The 14661-nt window shown below is 61.5% G+C and carries 13 protein-coding genes; 2 read left to right on the top strand and 11 right to left on the bottom strand.

Features of this window, described 5'->3' with window-relative positions; genetic code table 11:
- The first annotated feature begins 5 nt into the window (after positions 1-5).
- Entirely contained in the window at positions 6-1322 is a 1317-nt protein-coding gene (gene glcF / locus FF124_RS07510) for a glycolate oxidase subunit GlcF (RefSeq protein ID WP_138747885.1), read from the top strand.
- 9 nt (positions 1323-1331) lie between these two features.
- On the opposite strand, the gene FF124_RS07515 is transcribed toward glcF, so the two are convergent.
- The 8 genes from FF124_RS07515 to FF124_RS07550 all read right to left on the bottom strand — a co-directional run bounded on the left by FF124_RS07515 (position 1332) and on the right by FF124_RS07550 (position 9266).
- On the bottom strand, positions 1332-1697 hold the full coding sequence (locus tag FF124_RS07515; RefSeq protein ID WP_138747886.1) for a DUF4186 domain-containing protein: 366 nt from the start codon (positions 1695-1697) through the stop codon (positions 1332-1334).
- Positions 1698-1705: 8 nt separating this feature from the next.
- The gene (locus tag FF124_RS07520) at positions 1706-2773 is read right to left on the bottom strand and encodes an ABC transporter ATP-binding protein (RefSeq protein ID WP_138747887.1); all 1068 of its coding nucleotides are present in this window, start codon (positions 2771-2773) and stop codon (positions 1706-1708) included.
- Between the two features lie 268 nt (positions 2774-3041).
- The gene (locus FF124_RS07525; protein ID WP_187326857.1) at positions 3042-3797 is read right to left on the bottom strand and encodes an alpha/beta fold hydrolase; all 756 of its coding nucleotides are present in this window, start codon (positions 3795-3797) and stop codon (positions 3042-3044) included.
- On the bottom strand, positions 3794-4771 hold the full coding sequence (locus FF124_RS07530; protein ID WP_138747889.1) for an ABC transporter ATP-binding protein: 978 nt from the start codon (positions 4769-4771) through the stop codon (positions 3794-3796). Before FF124_RS07530 ends, FF124_RS07525 begins: the two co-directional genes overlap by 4 nt.
- Positions 4768-5790: an ABC transporter ATP-binding protein gene (locus FF124_RS07535; protein ID WP_138747890.1), complete on the bottom strand. Its 1023-nt coding sequence runs from the start codon at positions 5788-5790 to the stop codon at positions 4768-4770. The genes FF124_RS07530 and FF124_RS07535 overlap by 4 nt, the downstream gene beginning before the upstream one ends.
- Complete coding sequence (locus FF124_RS07540; protein ID WP_187326858.1) at positions 5790-6674, bottom strand: ABC transporter permease; 885 nt, start codon at positions 6672-6674, stop codon at positions 5790-5792. The genes FF124_RS07535 and FF124_RS07540 overlap by 1 nt, the downstream gene beginning before the upstream one ends.
- An 8-nt stretch (positions 6675-6682) precedes the next feature.
- A complete protein-coding gene (locus FF124_RS07545) occupies positions 6683-7624 on the bottom strand; it encodes an ABC transporter permease (protein WP_138747892.1) in 942 nt (313 codons plus the stop codon).
- Between the two features lie 67 nt (positions 7625-7691).
- A complete protein-coding gene (locus FF124_RS07550) occupies positions 7692-9266 on the bottom strand; it encodes an ABC transporter substrate-binding protein (RefSeq protein ID WP_138747893.1) in 1575 nt (524 codons plus the stop codon).
- A gap of 195 nt (positions 9267-9461) precedes the next feature.
- Here FF124_RS07550 and FF124_RS07555 point away from each other — a divergent pair, with 195 nt between their 5' ends.
- On the top strand, positions 9462-10481 hold the full coding sequence (locus tag FF124_RS07555; RefSeq protein ID WP_138747894.1) for a LacI family DNA-binding transcriptional regulator: 1020 nt from the start codon (positions 9462-9464) through the stop codon (positions 10479-10481).
- Between the two features lie 81 nt (positions 10482-10562).
- Here FF124_RS07555 and mmsB read toward each other — a convergent pair whose 3' ends face one another.
- The 3 genes from mmsB to chvE all read right to left on the bottom strand — a co-directional run bounded on the left by mmsB (position 10563) and on the right by chvE (position 14442).
- Positions 10563-11756, bottom strand: a complete 1194-nt coding sequence (gene mmsB / locus FF124_RS07560) for a multiple monosaccharide ABC transporter permease (RefSeq protein WP_138748188.1) — start codon at positions 11754-11756, stop codon at positions 10563-10565.
- A 12-nt stretch (positions 11757-11768) separates the two neighbouring features.
- Positions 11769-13289, bottom strand: a complete 1521-nt coding sequence (mmsA, locus tag FF124_RS07565) for a multiple monosaccharide ABC transporter ATP-binding protein (protein ID WP_138747895.1) — start codon at positions 13287-13289, stop codon at positions 11769-11771.
- A gap of 79 nt (positions 13290-13368) precedes the next feature.
- A complete protein-coding gene (gene chvE / locus FF124_RS07570; protein ID WP_138747896.1) occupies positions 13369-14442 on the bottom strand; it encodes a multiple monosaccharide ABC transporter substrate-binding protein in 1074 nt (357 codons plus the stop codon).
- Positions 14443-14661 lie beyond the last annotated feature (219 nt).

Consider the following 14661-nt stretch of genomic DNA (forward strand, 5'->3'; position numbering starts at 1 on the left):
ATCCCATGCAGACCCGTTTTTCTCCCGAGCAGCTTGCCGATCCCAAGGTCGCCGAAGCCGAATCCATCCTGCGCAAATGCGTCCATTGCGGCTTCTGCACGGCGACCTGCCCCACCTATGTGACGCTCGGCAACGAACTCGACAGTCCGCGCGGGCGCATCTACCTGATCAAGGACATGCTGGAAAACGGGCGTCCGGCGGATGAGGAAGTGGTCACCCATATCGACCGCTGTCTCTCCTGTCTCTCCTGCGTGACCACCTGTCCCTCCGGCGTCGACTACATGCATCTGGTCGACCATGCCCGCGTCCATATCGAAAAGACCTACAAACGCCCCTTCCTGAACCGCTTCACCCGCGCGGTTCTGGCGGCGGTGCTGCCCTACCCGGCCCGTTTTCGCATGGCCCTCTCGCTGGCGCGGCTCGGGCGGCCCTTTGCCGGCCTTTTCGGCTCGGTGGCGGCGCTCAAACCCTTCGAGGCGATGCTGAAGCTGGCGCCTTCGCGCCTGCCCGCGGCGTCCTCCGTCTCGAAGCCCGCGACTCATGCCGCGACCTCAGAGAAACGCGGCCGCGTGGCGCTTCTGACCGGCTGCGCCCAATCCGTGCTCGACCCCGCGATCAACGAGACGACGGTGCGCCTTCTGACGCGGCTCGGCATTGAGGTCGTGGTGCCGAAAGGCGAAGGCTGTTGCGGCTCGCTGGTCCACCATATGGGCCGCGAGGAACAGGCGCTTTTCGAAGCCCGGAAGAATGTCGACGTCTGGACGCGGGAGATCGAGAACGGCGGGCTTGATGCCGTCATCATCACCGCTTCCGGCTGCGGCACGACGATCAAGGATTACGGCCACATGCTCCGGCATGATCCGGCCTATGCGGAAAAGGCCGCCAGGGTTTCAGCCCTGGCGAAGGATGTCACCGAATATCTGACAAGGCTTGAGCTTCCCGAGCAGAAACGCCAGGGCATCACCGTCGCCTATCACTCCGCCTGTTCCATGCAGCACGGCCAGCAGATCAAGGCCGGACCGAAACTGCTTCTGGAGGCCGCCGGCTTTGCCGTGCGGGAACCCGCCGAAGGGCATCTGTGCTGCGGATCGGCCGGGACCTACAACATCATGCAGCCGGAGATTTCGACGAAGCTGAAGACCCGCAAGGTGAAGAATATCGAGGCGACGAAGCCCGACATCATCGCCACCGGCAATATCGGCTGCATCACCCAGATCGCCTCCGGGACCGCCGTTCCGATCCTGCACACCGTGGAACTTATCGACTGGGCCTATGGCGGCGAGAAACCGGAAAAGCTGAAGGGCATGAAGCTCTCCGCCTGAACCGGCGGTTCACCGCTGCGCGGACGACATCTGGCCGACGATCCAGCGGTCGAGCACCGCGACGACATAGGCAATCTCGCCCTCGTCGAGCGGCCGGCCCTTTTCGATGCCGTGCCATTTCATCAGGCAGCCCCGGCAGCAGGTCGCCGTTGCATGCTGGGCGATAAAGGCCGGGTGGCCGCGCATCGGCGTCTGCTTCCCGTCATTGGCCGGTTCGGCCGGCGCAAGGCGCGCGCGAATGAAATCCTCGGCATGGGCGTTGACCTCTGCCCTGCCCTTTGACGCGGCATAGGCCCGGTCCTTCTCGGACAATGAAAAGCGGCTTCGGAATTTCGACCGCGAGAGCCGGTCGAAAAGCGGATCGAGGTCAGCCATTCCGCCTCTCAGTTCAGCCGGTCGCCGCTTTCGGTATCGAAGACATGCATGCGCGCGGCATCGAAGGCAATCTTCACCGGCTGGTGACGCTCGTGCGGCACGCGCTCGGGGGTGAGCAGCAGAACCTGGTCGCCGCCGGCCGTCATCGTCGCATGGGTCTCGGAGCCCGTGGTCTCGGTGAATTCGATCACCGCCTCGGTTCCCTGATCGGCAAAGGAAACGTTTTCCGGGCGCACGCCAACGGTGACCGCAGCGCCGATTTCAACGCCATCAACCGCCGGCAGGGGCCAGACGGCTCCGCCTTTGCTGCGCAGCGCCAATGCGCCGTTGTCGTCCTCGACCGTGCCTTCGATAAGGTTCATGCCCGGCGCGCCGATGAAGCCGGCGACGAAGACATTCTGCGGGCGGTCGTAAAGTTCGAGCGGCGTGCCGACCTGCTCGATCACGCCGGCGCGCATCAAAACGATGCGCTCGCCCATGGTCATCGCTTCCATCTGGTCATGGGTGACATAGACCATGGTCGTCTCGAGCCGACGGTGCAGCGCCTTGATCTCGGCGCGCATCTGGGCGCGCAGCTTGGCGTCGAGGTTCGAGAGCGGCTCGTCGAAGAGAAAGGCCTCCGGATTGCGCACCAGCGCCCGGCCCATGGCGACGCGCTGTTTCTGCCCGCCGGAAAGCTCGCTCGGATAGCGCTCCAGTTCATCGGTCAGCCCCAGCATCTCGGCCGCTCGCTCGACCGCCGCATCGCGCTCGGCGCGGGAGATGCCGGCCATGCGCAGCGCGAACGCCATGTTCTTGCGCACGCTCATATGCGGATAGAGGGCAAAATCCTGAAACACCATGGCGATGTTGCGCTGGCGCGGCTGCATCTTGTTGGCAAGCTGGCCGTTGACCATCACCTCGCCGCCGGTGATCTCCTCAAGCCCGGAAATCATCCGCAACAGCGTCGACTTGCCGCAACCGGAAGGGCCGACGAGGACGACGAATTCGCCATCGGCGATGTCGAGATCAAGGCCGTGGATGACTTGGCGCTGGCCATATTTCTTGACGATGTTGCGCAGCGTGAGACTGGCCATTGTTCTTCTTACCTCCGGGGCGCGCGTGTTTGCGACCCGCCTTAGCCTATTTTTGCCGATGATGAAATTACCCGGCGCAAACGGGCGGCACAAACATGTCCGGATTAATTTTCGGCAATTCTGAAACCAAATGGCTACTGGATCGTTTTAATACTCTCCAGACAAGTCGCTGATGTAGAAAAGCGGCATTCTGGACAGATGGGTGCGACCCGCCCCGGCACGCTGCGGTGTGCCGGGGATGTCTCCCGTATCGAACCCAGGCCCGACCTCAGGAAAGCGCCGCTGCATGCGGCTGATCGTGCGTTGCAGGACCGGCGCCCAGCCACTTCGCCAATGCCGCATTGACGGCATCCGGCCGTTCGATCGGTGCATTGTGGCCTGCCTGCGGGATCATCAGAAGCTGAGATCCGGCCGCAATGTCATGCATCTCCTGCGAAAATTCAGGTGGGGTCACCGCATCCTCGTCGCCGCAGATGATCGTGACCGGCCCCTTGTAGCTGGCAAGCGCCGGGCGCCCGTCCGCCCGCGCAATAATGGCCGCCTGCTGGGAGAAGAATGTTTCGATCCCGAGATCGCAGCCCATGGCCACGAGATCATCCATCAGCGCGGTCGGAACGTTTTCTGGACGGAAACAACAGGCCTCGAGACTGGCACGATAGGCCTTTTCCATGCCGAGACGGCGCGCCGACATCATCGCGGCCCGGCGTTCGGTCGTGCGCCTTGCATTTTCCGGCTGCGCCGATGTCGCGATCATCGCGACGCTCGCAATCTGCCGGGCATGGGTCGAAAGCAGGCGGCAGAGGACATAGCCGCCCATGGACCAGCCGGCAACATGGGCTTTTTCGGGCAATTGCCGGGCAACGATCTCTGCCATGTCCGCAATGCTTTCGGCTGAAAAATGCCCGTCCGGTACGATCACCTCATGGCCGAGCGCCTCAATAAACGGGATCTGCAACTGCCAGACCCGGCGGTCACACTGCAGACCGGGGATCAGCATCACCGGCAGTTTCTCATGGGCACTCATGGGTTTCCCATCACTTTCTCGGCATAGTGGCAGGCGGCCAGCCGCTCCGTGCCGACTGACCGCAAGGGCGGCTTTTCGAGGCATTTTTCCGTCGCAAACGGACAGCGCGGGCGGAAATGACAGCCCTTGGGCGGGTTCAGCGGGCTTGGAAGCTCGCCTTTCAACTGCCGCCCCCGGCTGGCGACCGGAGCCGGACGCGGCACGGCGGAGAGGAGAAGCCGGGTATAGGGATGCGCGCTTCCGGTAAAGAGATCATGCACCGGCGCCAGTTCGACGATGCGCCCCAGATACATCACGGCGACCCGGTCGGCGATGTGGGCGACCACCGAAAGATCATGCGAAACGAAGACCAGGGTAAGCCCCATCTCCTTCTGCAGTTTCAGGATCAGATTGATGATCTGCGCCTGGATGGAGACGTCGAGCGCGGAGACCGGCTCGTCGGCAACAATCATTTCCGGATCGAGCGCGATGGCGCGGGCAATGCCGATACGCTGGCACTGGCCGCCGGAAAGCTCATGCGGGTGTTTGTCGAGGTGGTAGGAGGACAAGCCGCAGGCGAACGCCACGGCCTCGACCCGAGCCCCGATCTCTGCCGGGCTTCCATAGCGGTAGTTCTTCAGTGCCTCGGCCAGGATCACACGTGCGGTCATGCGCGCATTGAGCGAGGCATACGGGTCCTGAAACACCATCTGGAACCGCCGCCGCGCGGCATGCAGGCGTGATGACGAAACAGCGTTAAGGTCCTCGCCGTCAAAGGTGATGGCCCCTTCCGTCGGCTTTTCCAGATGCATGATCAGCCGGGCAAGGGTCGATTTCCCGCAACCGGACTCCCCGACCAGACCCAGCGTCTCACCCTTGCGGATATCGAGATCGACACCGTTGACCGCATGCAGGAGACGCGGTTTCCCGAAAAGTCCGATCTTGCCGAGATCATAGGCCTTGCTGACCCCCTCAAGCCTCAACTGCACATTCATTGCCAGGCCCTCACGATTTCATTGCCACTGAGCGCCGAAGACACCGCGCCGGAATTGAAACACGCGGCAAGATGCCGCTTGCCAACGACATGCCCGGCGGGCAGCGCGTTGCGACACTCTGCCGTCGCGAAGGCGCAGCGATCGGCGTAGATGCAGTGGTCGACCAGATGGTCCAGACGCGGCACGGCGCCGGGAATCTCCTTCAGCGGCTGGCGGTGATAGGCAGAACCCGACAGCGGCAGCGCCTCGATCAGTCCGGCCGTATAGCCATGCGCCGGATTACCGAGGACGCTGGCCACGGCCCCCTCCTCGACCACGCGGCCCGCATACATCACCATCACGCGGTCGGCGGTCTCGGCAACGACACCCAGATCATGGGTGATGAGGATCACCGACATGGAGAGATCGCGCCTCAGATCCGCGATCAGTTCCAGGATTTCCGCCTGCACCGTCACATCGAGCGCTGTTGTCGGTTCGTCGGCGATCAGCAGCTCCGGATCGCAGGCCAGCGCCATGGCGATCATCACCCTTTGCCGCATGCCCCCCGAAAGCTCGTGAGGATAGGCCGTGATCCGGTTTTTCGCATCGGGAATGCGCACCAGATCAAGCATTTCCAGAGCGCGGGTCATCGCCGCCTTTTTCGAAACGCCCCGGTGACGCGAGACGGTCTCGGCGATCTGCATGCCGATGGTGTGGACCGGCGTGAAGGATGTCATCGGATCCTGAAAGATCATCCCGATCCTGCCGCCGCGGATTGCGCGCATCTCCCGCTCGCTCTTTTGCAGCAGGTCTTCTCCGTCGAGCACGATGCTGCCGGAGGGATATTCGACTCCGTGGCGCGGCAGAAGCCGCATAACCGACATCGCCGTCACCGATTTGCCACAGCCTGATTCCCCCACAAAGGAAAGGATCTCGCCGCGATCGACATGAAACGAGACATCGGTGAGCGCGTGGTGAACGCCGGCCTTGCCGGAAAAGATCAGCGACAGATTGTCGACGGACAGAAATGTCTCGCTCATCACAGGATCCCCCTTTTGGCCTTGCGCGGATCGACGGCATCCGACAGCCGGTCGCCCAGTATGTTGACAAGCAGCACAAGCAAGGAGAGCGCCAGCCCCGGATAGAGCATCAGTTCGGGGTGAAGCCGGAACATGGACTTGGCAGAAGCCATCATGCCGCCCCAACTCGGAATATCGGGGGAAACACCGACGCCGAGAAAGGCAAGCACGGCAGAGGTGATGACGGCAGAGGCGCAGGCATAGGTCGCCTGCACCAGCACCGGGCCGAACATGTTGGGCAGCACATGGCGAAAGACGAGCGGCAGACCGCGCGTGCCGATGGAGACGGCAGCGGCAAGATAGGGCTGGCGGCGAATACCGAGCACCAGCGCGCGCACGACACGCACCATGCGCGGTATTTCCGGCACAGTGATGGCGACGATGACGGCGGCAAGCCCCTGCTCCATCAGCGAGGCAAGCGCAATGGCCAGCAGCACCGCAGGGATCGACATCATCGCATCATTCAATCGCATGACGATGGCGCCGCCGAGGCTGGAAAACCCGGCATAGACCCCGATAGCGACGCCGATGACGGTGGTAATGCCGGCAACGGCAAAACCGACGGCCATGGAGTTACGTGTCCCGTAGATCAGCCGCGCATAGACATCGCGGCCGAGATTGTCGGTTCCAAGCCAATGCTCGGCTGACGGCGGCTTGTAGCGCATGGCGGGATTGATCGCCATCGGATCACCCGCAAGCAGCGGCGCGAACGCCCCGACGAGCGCCATGGCCGCCAGCATCAAAAGAACGATGGTGACTTCGCGGTGGGCCTTGAGAAAACGGAAACCTTCGCTGACGAGAAGCAGGGTTTCGGACGAACGGACGCTTTTGCTGGTCTCTTCCATGACGGCCGTCATCCCCTCACCCTCGGATCGAACAATGCGTAGCTCAGATCGACGATCAGATTGATGAGGATGAGCGTGACGGAGAAAAACAGGATGATGCCCTGCACTACCGGATAGTCCCGGCGCACGATGGCATCGACGGTGAGCCGCCCGATACCCGGAATGTTGAACACGCTTTCCGTCACCACCACGCCGCCGATGAGGGCGGCGAAGCCGATGCCGATGACGGTGACGATCGGGACGCCCGCGGTCTTCAGAACATGCAGCACCAGAATGCGACCGGTGCCCATGCCCTTGGCCTTCAGCGTGCGCACGAAATTCTCCTGCAGGACTTCCAGGACGGCGGCTCGGGTGACGCGGGCAATGAGCGCTGCGAACACAAGCATCAGCGCGATTGACGGCAGCGTCAGCGAGACGAGGGTTGCACCGACGCCATCAGACAGTGGTTTGTAGCCCTGAACCGGAAACCAGCGGACTTTGACCGCGAAGAGATAGACAAGCAAATAGGAGGTGGCAAAGACCGGCACGGAAAAGCCCGCCACGGAAAACGCCATGATGATGCGGTCGACAAGACCGTTGGCCTTCCACGCGGCAATCGTGCCGAGCGGGATCGCGACCAGCACGGTCAGCACCATCGTGTAGGCAGCCAGCATGAAGGTCGGTTCGATGCGCTGGGCAATCAGTTCCGTCACCGGCTTGCCCGAATAGACGCTGACGCCGAGGTCGAGGTGGACCGCATTGGAAAACCAGATGACGAACTGGTTGAGGAGCGACTGGTCAAGATGAAGCCGCGCGCGAATCTGCTCGACCTGGGCCGGACTTGCATTGTCGCCGGCAATCAGGAGTGCGGGATCGCCGGGTGCCAGATGCACCAGCAGAAAGATGAAGACGGAGACCAGAAGCAGGGTCGGTATGGCGGCCGCCAGTCGGCCAAGAATATAAGCCGGCACGCGTTCCTCCCATTTCTAAGGGGTGCTGGACGGACCGGAGTCATAAGCCCCCGGCCCGGTATCTTACTCAGTTTTCGGCGCGCGAAACATTCCAGAAGAACGGAACGGGGCTGCGGATATAGCCGTCCAGATCTGTCGAAAGCCCCTGACTCGGATAAACCTGGCCGAGCGGAACGTAGGGCACGAGATCGTGGGTCACTTCCTGCATGCGGGTGGCGAGCTTCTTCTGCTCTTCCGGATCGCTGGTCGCGGCGAACTGCTCGCGCAGCGCCTGGAGTTCTTCCGAGCAGGCCCAGCCGAACCAGCCATCCTCACAGGCGCCGGCGACATAGACATTCGTCATCGGGTTGATCTGGTCGACATAGCCCCAGCCGGTGAAGAACAGGTTCCAGCCGCCGTCTGCGACCGGCTCCTTGGAGGCGCGTCGCGTGGAGACCGTCGCCCAGTCGGCGATCTGCTCGTCGACGACGAATCCCGCCTCCTCCAGCATCGGCTTCAGCACCGAATAGGCGGCGTCCTGCCCGGCGATATCGGTCACATGCATGATGTGCACCGGCGTGCCGTCATAGCCTGCCTCTTCCAGCAGCGCCTTGGCCGCGGCCACGTCGCGGGTCAGCACCCGGTCGGTGTTGACGTCGCTTTCAAACGGCGTGTTGCAGAAGAAGACGGCCGCGCAGATCTCGTAGAGATCGGCATTGTCGCCGTTCATGGCCTGCATGAAGGGCTCCTGCTCCAGAGCGAGCTGAAGCGCATGGCGGATTTTCGGATTGTCGAAGGGCGGGTTCAGGTGATTGACGACAAGCTGAAGCGAGTTGCCCGACTGCAATGCAGGTTCGGCAACCGCTCCATCCTGACCTTCAAACAGCGGCAACATGTCGGCCGGCACTTCCTCCATCCAGTCGATTTCACCGGCAAGCAACGCATCGATCGCGGTCGCCGTATCGGGAATATTGACGATCTCGACCCGGTCGAAACCCGCAACCTTGCCGCCGGCGGCCATGGACGCCGGTTCCTCGCGCGGAACATACCCCTCGAACTTTTCATAAGGCGCAATCGAACCGGGCACCCATTCATCGACCAGCAGACGGTAAGGGCCGGAACCGATCGGTTCGGTCACCGGATCGCCCGGATCCTGCTCGGCGAGCCGCTTGGGCATGATCACCGGAATATTGGACGAGATCTTGCCGATGGCCGGCAGAACCTGGGCCCAGGGCTCGGCCATGGTGATCACAAGCGTTTTGTCATCGGCGGCTTCGATGCTGTCCATCTTGGAGAACATGATCTTGCCGAGACCATCGACCTTGCCCCAGCGTTGAAGCGAGGCCACGGCATCTTCTGCCGTCACCGGGCTGCCGTCGTGGAAGGTCAGACCGTCGCGCAACGTGATGGTGTAAACCAGATCGTCATCGGAAACATCGACGCTCTCGGCCATTTGCGGCTGAACCTCGAAATTCTCGTCCAGCGCAAACAGCACGTCATAGATCAGATAGCTGGCATTGCGGATCGTGTAATTGGTTGTCGAAATCGGATCGACGGAATTGATATCGCCATTCATGCGCAGGCGAAGCACATTGTCATCGGCAAAAGCCGGTGCGGCAAGCGTCGCCAGGGCGGCGGTGAGCAACAAAGCGGATTTTTTCAACTTTCCCTCCCGAAACACGCAACCTTTCGCATCCTCCACGATAAGGTCGCCTTTATCCCCTATTTTTCGTATACTAAATACACGAAACGTTACGTATTTAACGCGAAACCAGACGATGATCAAGCCGATTCCACGCAACACGCTGGCGATTCAAAAAAAACCGTGTAAACAGAGAGTATTGAAGCAGGGGGAAAAATGGCCACAATCAAGGATGTAGCGAAGGCCGCCGGCGTCTCCGTAACCACCGTTTCCGCCACGATCAATGACAGCGCGCCAGTCAGCGCAACGTTACGCGCTCGGGTCAATGCTGCGATCGCGGCCGTTGGCTACGTGCCCAATCCGGTGGCGCGGAACCTGCGCCTCGGCCGCTCGCGCCAGATCGGCCTGCTCGTGCCCGATATCGCAGCGCCCTATGCCGCCAGCATTGCCCGCAGCATGCAGGTGGCGCTGTCGGACAAGGGCTACTCGATGTTCTTTGCGTCCAACGGCGATGATCCCGTGCGCGAACTGGCCGATATTGCGCGCATGGGCGACCATCAGGTTGCCGGTCTGGTGCTGTTTCCAACCTGCCTTGGCGAGCACTACGCCGAGAACATTATCCCCGCGATCAGGTTCCCGACCGTGATTATCGACCGCATCATCGAGGGCGCTCCGTTTGATTGCGTGGTCGACGACAATGCGCTTGGCGCCCGGTTGATCGTCCACCATCTGCTGCAGCTCGGTCACCGCGATATTGCCGTGATTGCCGGGCGCACGGGGATCTCGGTGTCCGACGACAGGCTGGAAGGCACCCGCGCGGCGCTCAGCGAGGCCGGACACCCTGTTCCGGACAACTTCGTCTATACCCATCATCAACGCGAGGATCAGGCCTTCCGGGCCGCGCAGGATCTGATGTCGCGGCAGAACCGGCCGACGGCGATCGTAACGATCAACACGATGCAGACCCGCGGCGTGCTGCAGGGCCTGAAATCGATGGGGCTGAAGGCGCCGGATGACGTCTCGCTGATTTCCTTCGACGGGCTGCATTTTTCAGCCGGGTTCGATCCCGAGATCACCTCGCTCGATCAGGACATTCCGGCGATCGCCGAAGCCGCCGCCGGCATGCTGATCGAGCGGCTGGAGGCCGAGTACACGACCGCCCGCGCCACGCCTCCGCGGCTCCTGCGTCTGCCGTCGCGGCTGATCGTGCGCTCGTCCTGCCGCAGGCTTGGCTGACAGGCCGCGCAGAACACGAAAAAGGGGCAGAGCGGAAAAACCGCCCTGCCCCCTTGATGTTTTTAGCTATGGCTTTCGCCGTCAGGCCTTGTTCTTGTTGTAGACGTCGAAGACGACGGCCGCGAGCAGGACGAGGCCCTTGATCACCTGCTGGTAATCAATACCGATGCCCATGATCGACATGCCGTTGTTCATGATGCCCATGATGAAGGCGCCGACGACCGCGCCGACGATCTTGCCGACGCCGCCGGACATCGACGCGCCGCCGATGAAGACAGCCGCGATGACATCGAGCTCGAAACCGTTACCGGCCTTCGGGGTCGCGATGTTGAGGCGGGCGGCAAAGACGAGACCGGCAAGGGCCGCGAGCATGCCCATATTGACGAAGACGATGAAGTTCAAACGCCTCGTATTGATGCCGGAAAGGGCTGCCGCCTTCTCATTGCCGCCGATCGCATAGACGCGGCGACCGAAGGTCGTGCTCTCGGTGATGAAGGTGTAGATCACCGTCAGGATCGCCATCGACACCAGCACGTTCGGCAGGCCGCGGAAGGACGCGAGCTTCCACGAGACGAAGACCAGGACCGCGGCGACGATGATGTTGCGGCCGAGGAAGAAGGAATAGGGTTCATCCTCGATGCCATAGGCGACATTGCGCGCACGGCCCCGCCAGGCGAGATAGACGATCGCGGCGGCGGCGATGATGCCGGCGGCAAGCGCCGTCATGTTCGGCTTCCCGACCCCGAAAATGTCCGGCACGAAGCCCGTGGACAGCAGCTGGAACGAGCTCGGGAAGGGTCCGACGGACTGGCCGTTCAGCAGCCACAGCGACAGGCCGCGGAAGATCAGCATGCCCGCCAGCGTCACGATGAAGGACGGGATTTTCCAGTAGGCCACCCAATAGCCCTGCCACGCCCCGATCAGCATGCCGGCGAAGATGCAGGCGAAGATCGTGACGATGACCGGCACGTTCCATTGCACGATCAGAACGGCGGCAAGCGCGCCGATGAAGCCGACAATGGAGCCGACGGACAGGTCGATATGCCCCGCCACGATGATCATCAGCATGCCAAGCGCCATGATGATGACATAGGAGTTCTGCAGGAACAGGTTGGTGATGTTGACCGGGCGCATCAACACGCCGTCGGTCACGATCTGGAAGAAGGCGATAATGACAATCAGCGCAAGCAAAATGCCGTAGTCGCGCATGCGAAGCGTCAGGTAGGAGCGAATCGAGGGTTTGCTCTGGCCTGCATTTTCCTCAGGAGTATTCATCGTCATCTCTTTCTATTTTCTGACAATGAAGGACATGATGCGTTCCTGGCTCGCCTCTGCGGCGTCCAGTTCTCCCACCAATGCCCCCTCGTTCATAACGTAAATGCGGTCGCACATGCCGAGCAGTTCCGGCATTTCCGACGAGATCATCACCACGCCGCGGCCTTCGGCTGCAAGCTGGTTCATCAGAGAATAGATCTCGAACTTCGCGCCGACATCGATACCGCGTGTCGGCTCATCAAGGATGAGCACATCGGGCTGCGTGAACAGCCATTTCGACAGGACGACCTTCTGCTGGTTGCCACCGGAAAGGTTGACCACGCGCTGGGCCACCGTCGGCGTGCGGATATTCATCGCCTTGCGATAATATTCCGACGTCTTGGTCTCCTCGGCCGTATTCAGGACGCCGTATTTGGAAACGCCCGGAAGGTTTGCAAGCGTGACGTTCTTGGTGATCGGCTCATCAAGCACGAGCCCGAGCGCCTTGCGGTCTTCGGTCACATAGGCAAGCCCCGCGAAGATCGCCTTCGGCACGGTCGAGACATCGACCTTCTGACCGCCGAGCCAGACCTCGCCGGAGATATTGCGGCCGTAACTTTGACCGAAAATGCTCATGGCAAGCTCGGTGCGCCCGGAACCCATCAGGCCCGCAATGCCGACGATCTCGCCGGCGCGCACATTGAACTTGACGTTCTTGATCACCTTGCGGTCGGTCTGCTCGGGATGCCAGACGGTCCAGTCCTTCACCGACATCAGCTCCTCGCCGATATTGCGCTCGCGGTCGGGGTAGCGGTTTTCCATCGCCCGGCCGACCATGGCCTGGATGATCTTCGCCTCGCTGACCTCTTCCTTGTGGCAGTCGATATCGGCGACCGAAGCACCGTCGCGGATGACGGTGATGCTGTCGGCGACCTGTTCGACCTCGTTCAGCTTGTGCGAAATCAGGATCGAGGTGATGCCCTGCTGCTTCAGTTCCAGAAGCAGGCTCAGAAGCTTGGCGCTGTCGCTTTCCGAAAGGGCCGCGGTCGGCTCGTCGAGGATCAAAAGCCGCACGTCCTTCGACAGCGCCTTGGCGATCTCGACAAGCTGCTGCTTGCCGACGCCGATCTTTTCGACGAGCGTGGCGGGCGGATCCTTAAGCCCCACCTTGCGCAACAGTTTCTCGGTTTTCTGATAGGTATCCGGCCAGCTGATCACGCCGGATTTGGCGACTTCGTTGCCGAGAAAGATATTTTCGGCGATCGACAATTGCGGAACCAGGGCAAGTTCCTGATGGATAATGATAATGCCCTTCTTTTCGCTGTCGGAAATACCGCCGAACGTCGCCAGTTCGCCGGCATAATGGATCTCCCCTTCATAGCTGCCATGGGGGTAGACGCCTGAAAGAACCTTCATCAAGGTCGACTTGCCGGCCCCGTTTTCGCCCACAAGCGCGTGAATTTCACCTTCTTCGACAGCGAGATCGACATCACTCAACGCTTTCACGCCCGGAAAGGTCTTTGTGATTTTTTTCATTTCGAGCAATGTTGTCATGACACCCTCACCCGGCCGGCGTCCGGCACCGCCGCCGACCGGAACGGCCGGCGGCAGGCCCCACGCGAAGCTCTCGGGGTTATTCTTCGATCTGCTTCATCGTGTAATAGCCGCTGTCGTCGACCAGGATCTGTTTCCAGTTGTCCTGGGTGACGGCGACCGGCTCCAGCAGATAGGACGGCACGACCTTGTCGCCATTGTTATAGGTGGAGGTGTCGTTGATTTCCGGCTGCTTGCCTTCGGAAATCGCCTCGACCATGCCGACGGTGACTTCGGCCAGCTTGCGTGTATCCTTGAAGATCGAGGAATACTGCAGGCCTTCGATGATCGCCTTCACGTTCGGAAGGTTCGAGTCCTGGCCGGTGATGATCGGCATCTTCATGTCGCCCGAACCATAGCCGAGGCTCTTCAGCGAGGAGATCGCGCCCATGGCGAGGTCGTCGTTGGAGGCATAGACGCCGTGCAGCGGCTGCTGCGTGTAATAGGCCGAAAGCAGGTTGTCCATGCGCGCCTGGGCGGCGGCGTTCGACCAGTTCAGCGTGCCGATCTTGTCCATGCCCATCTGCCCCGACGGGATGACGATGTCGCCCGAATCGATCAGCGGCTGGATGACGGACATGGCGCCGTTGTAGAAGAAGTAGGCGTTGTTGTCGTCCGGCGAACCACCGAAGAGCTCAACGTTCCAGGGGTGAACGTCGGGGAAGCGGGCCTTCAGGCCCTCGACCAGGCTGTTGCCCTGGATCACACCGACCTTGAAGTTGTCGAAGGTGGCGTAGTAATCGACATTCGGCGTGTTGAGGATCAGGCGGTCATAGGCGATCACCGGAATGCCGGCTGCCGCGGCATTGGCCAGCGGCGCCGTCAGCGAGCCGCCGTCGATCGCGGCGATCACGAGGACGTCCACGCCCTTGGTGATCATGTTCTCGACCTGCGAGAGCTGCGCGGGAATTTCGTTTTCGGCGTATTGCAGGTCGGTCTTGTAACCCGCGTCCTGGAACTGCTGCACCATGGAGGCGCCGTCCTTGTTCCAGCGGTCCAGGCCCTTGGTCGGCATGGCGATGCCGACATAGCCCTTGTCAGCCGCGATCGCGGGTACGGCGAGCGCCGCAACGGCCACGCTTGCGGCTGCAAGCATAGAGATAACGCTTTTCATGTCTCTCTCCCATTTGGAGGACGAAGGCTTCCTGCCCCGACCTCGACTTGAAACGTATGCCCACCGGTGGAAACGCTTTTGAGCGCCCTTCCGGCTCCTTCCGCAAGGCAACCGGCAAAAGCCGATTTCGGCCAATGCGGACGGGCTGACGATACATCTTGAGGCACGTTAGTCAAATCAATTTATTCGATTGAAAACACTTTGTGCGCCGCAAAACAG

It is taken from the genome of Martelella lutilitoris (assembly GCF_005924265.1).
Lineage (GTDB): Bacteria > Pseudomonadota > Alphaproteobacteria > Rhizobiales > Rhizobiaceae > Martelella > Martelella lutilitoris.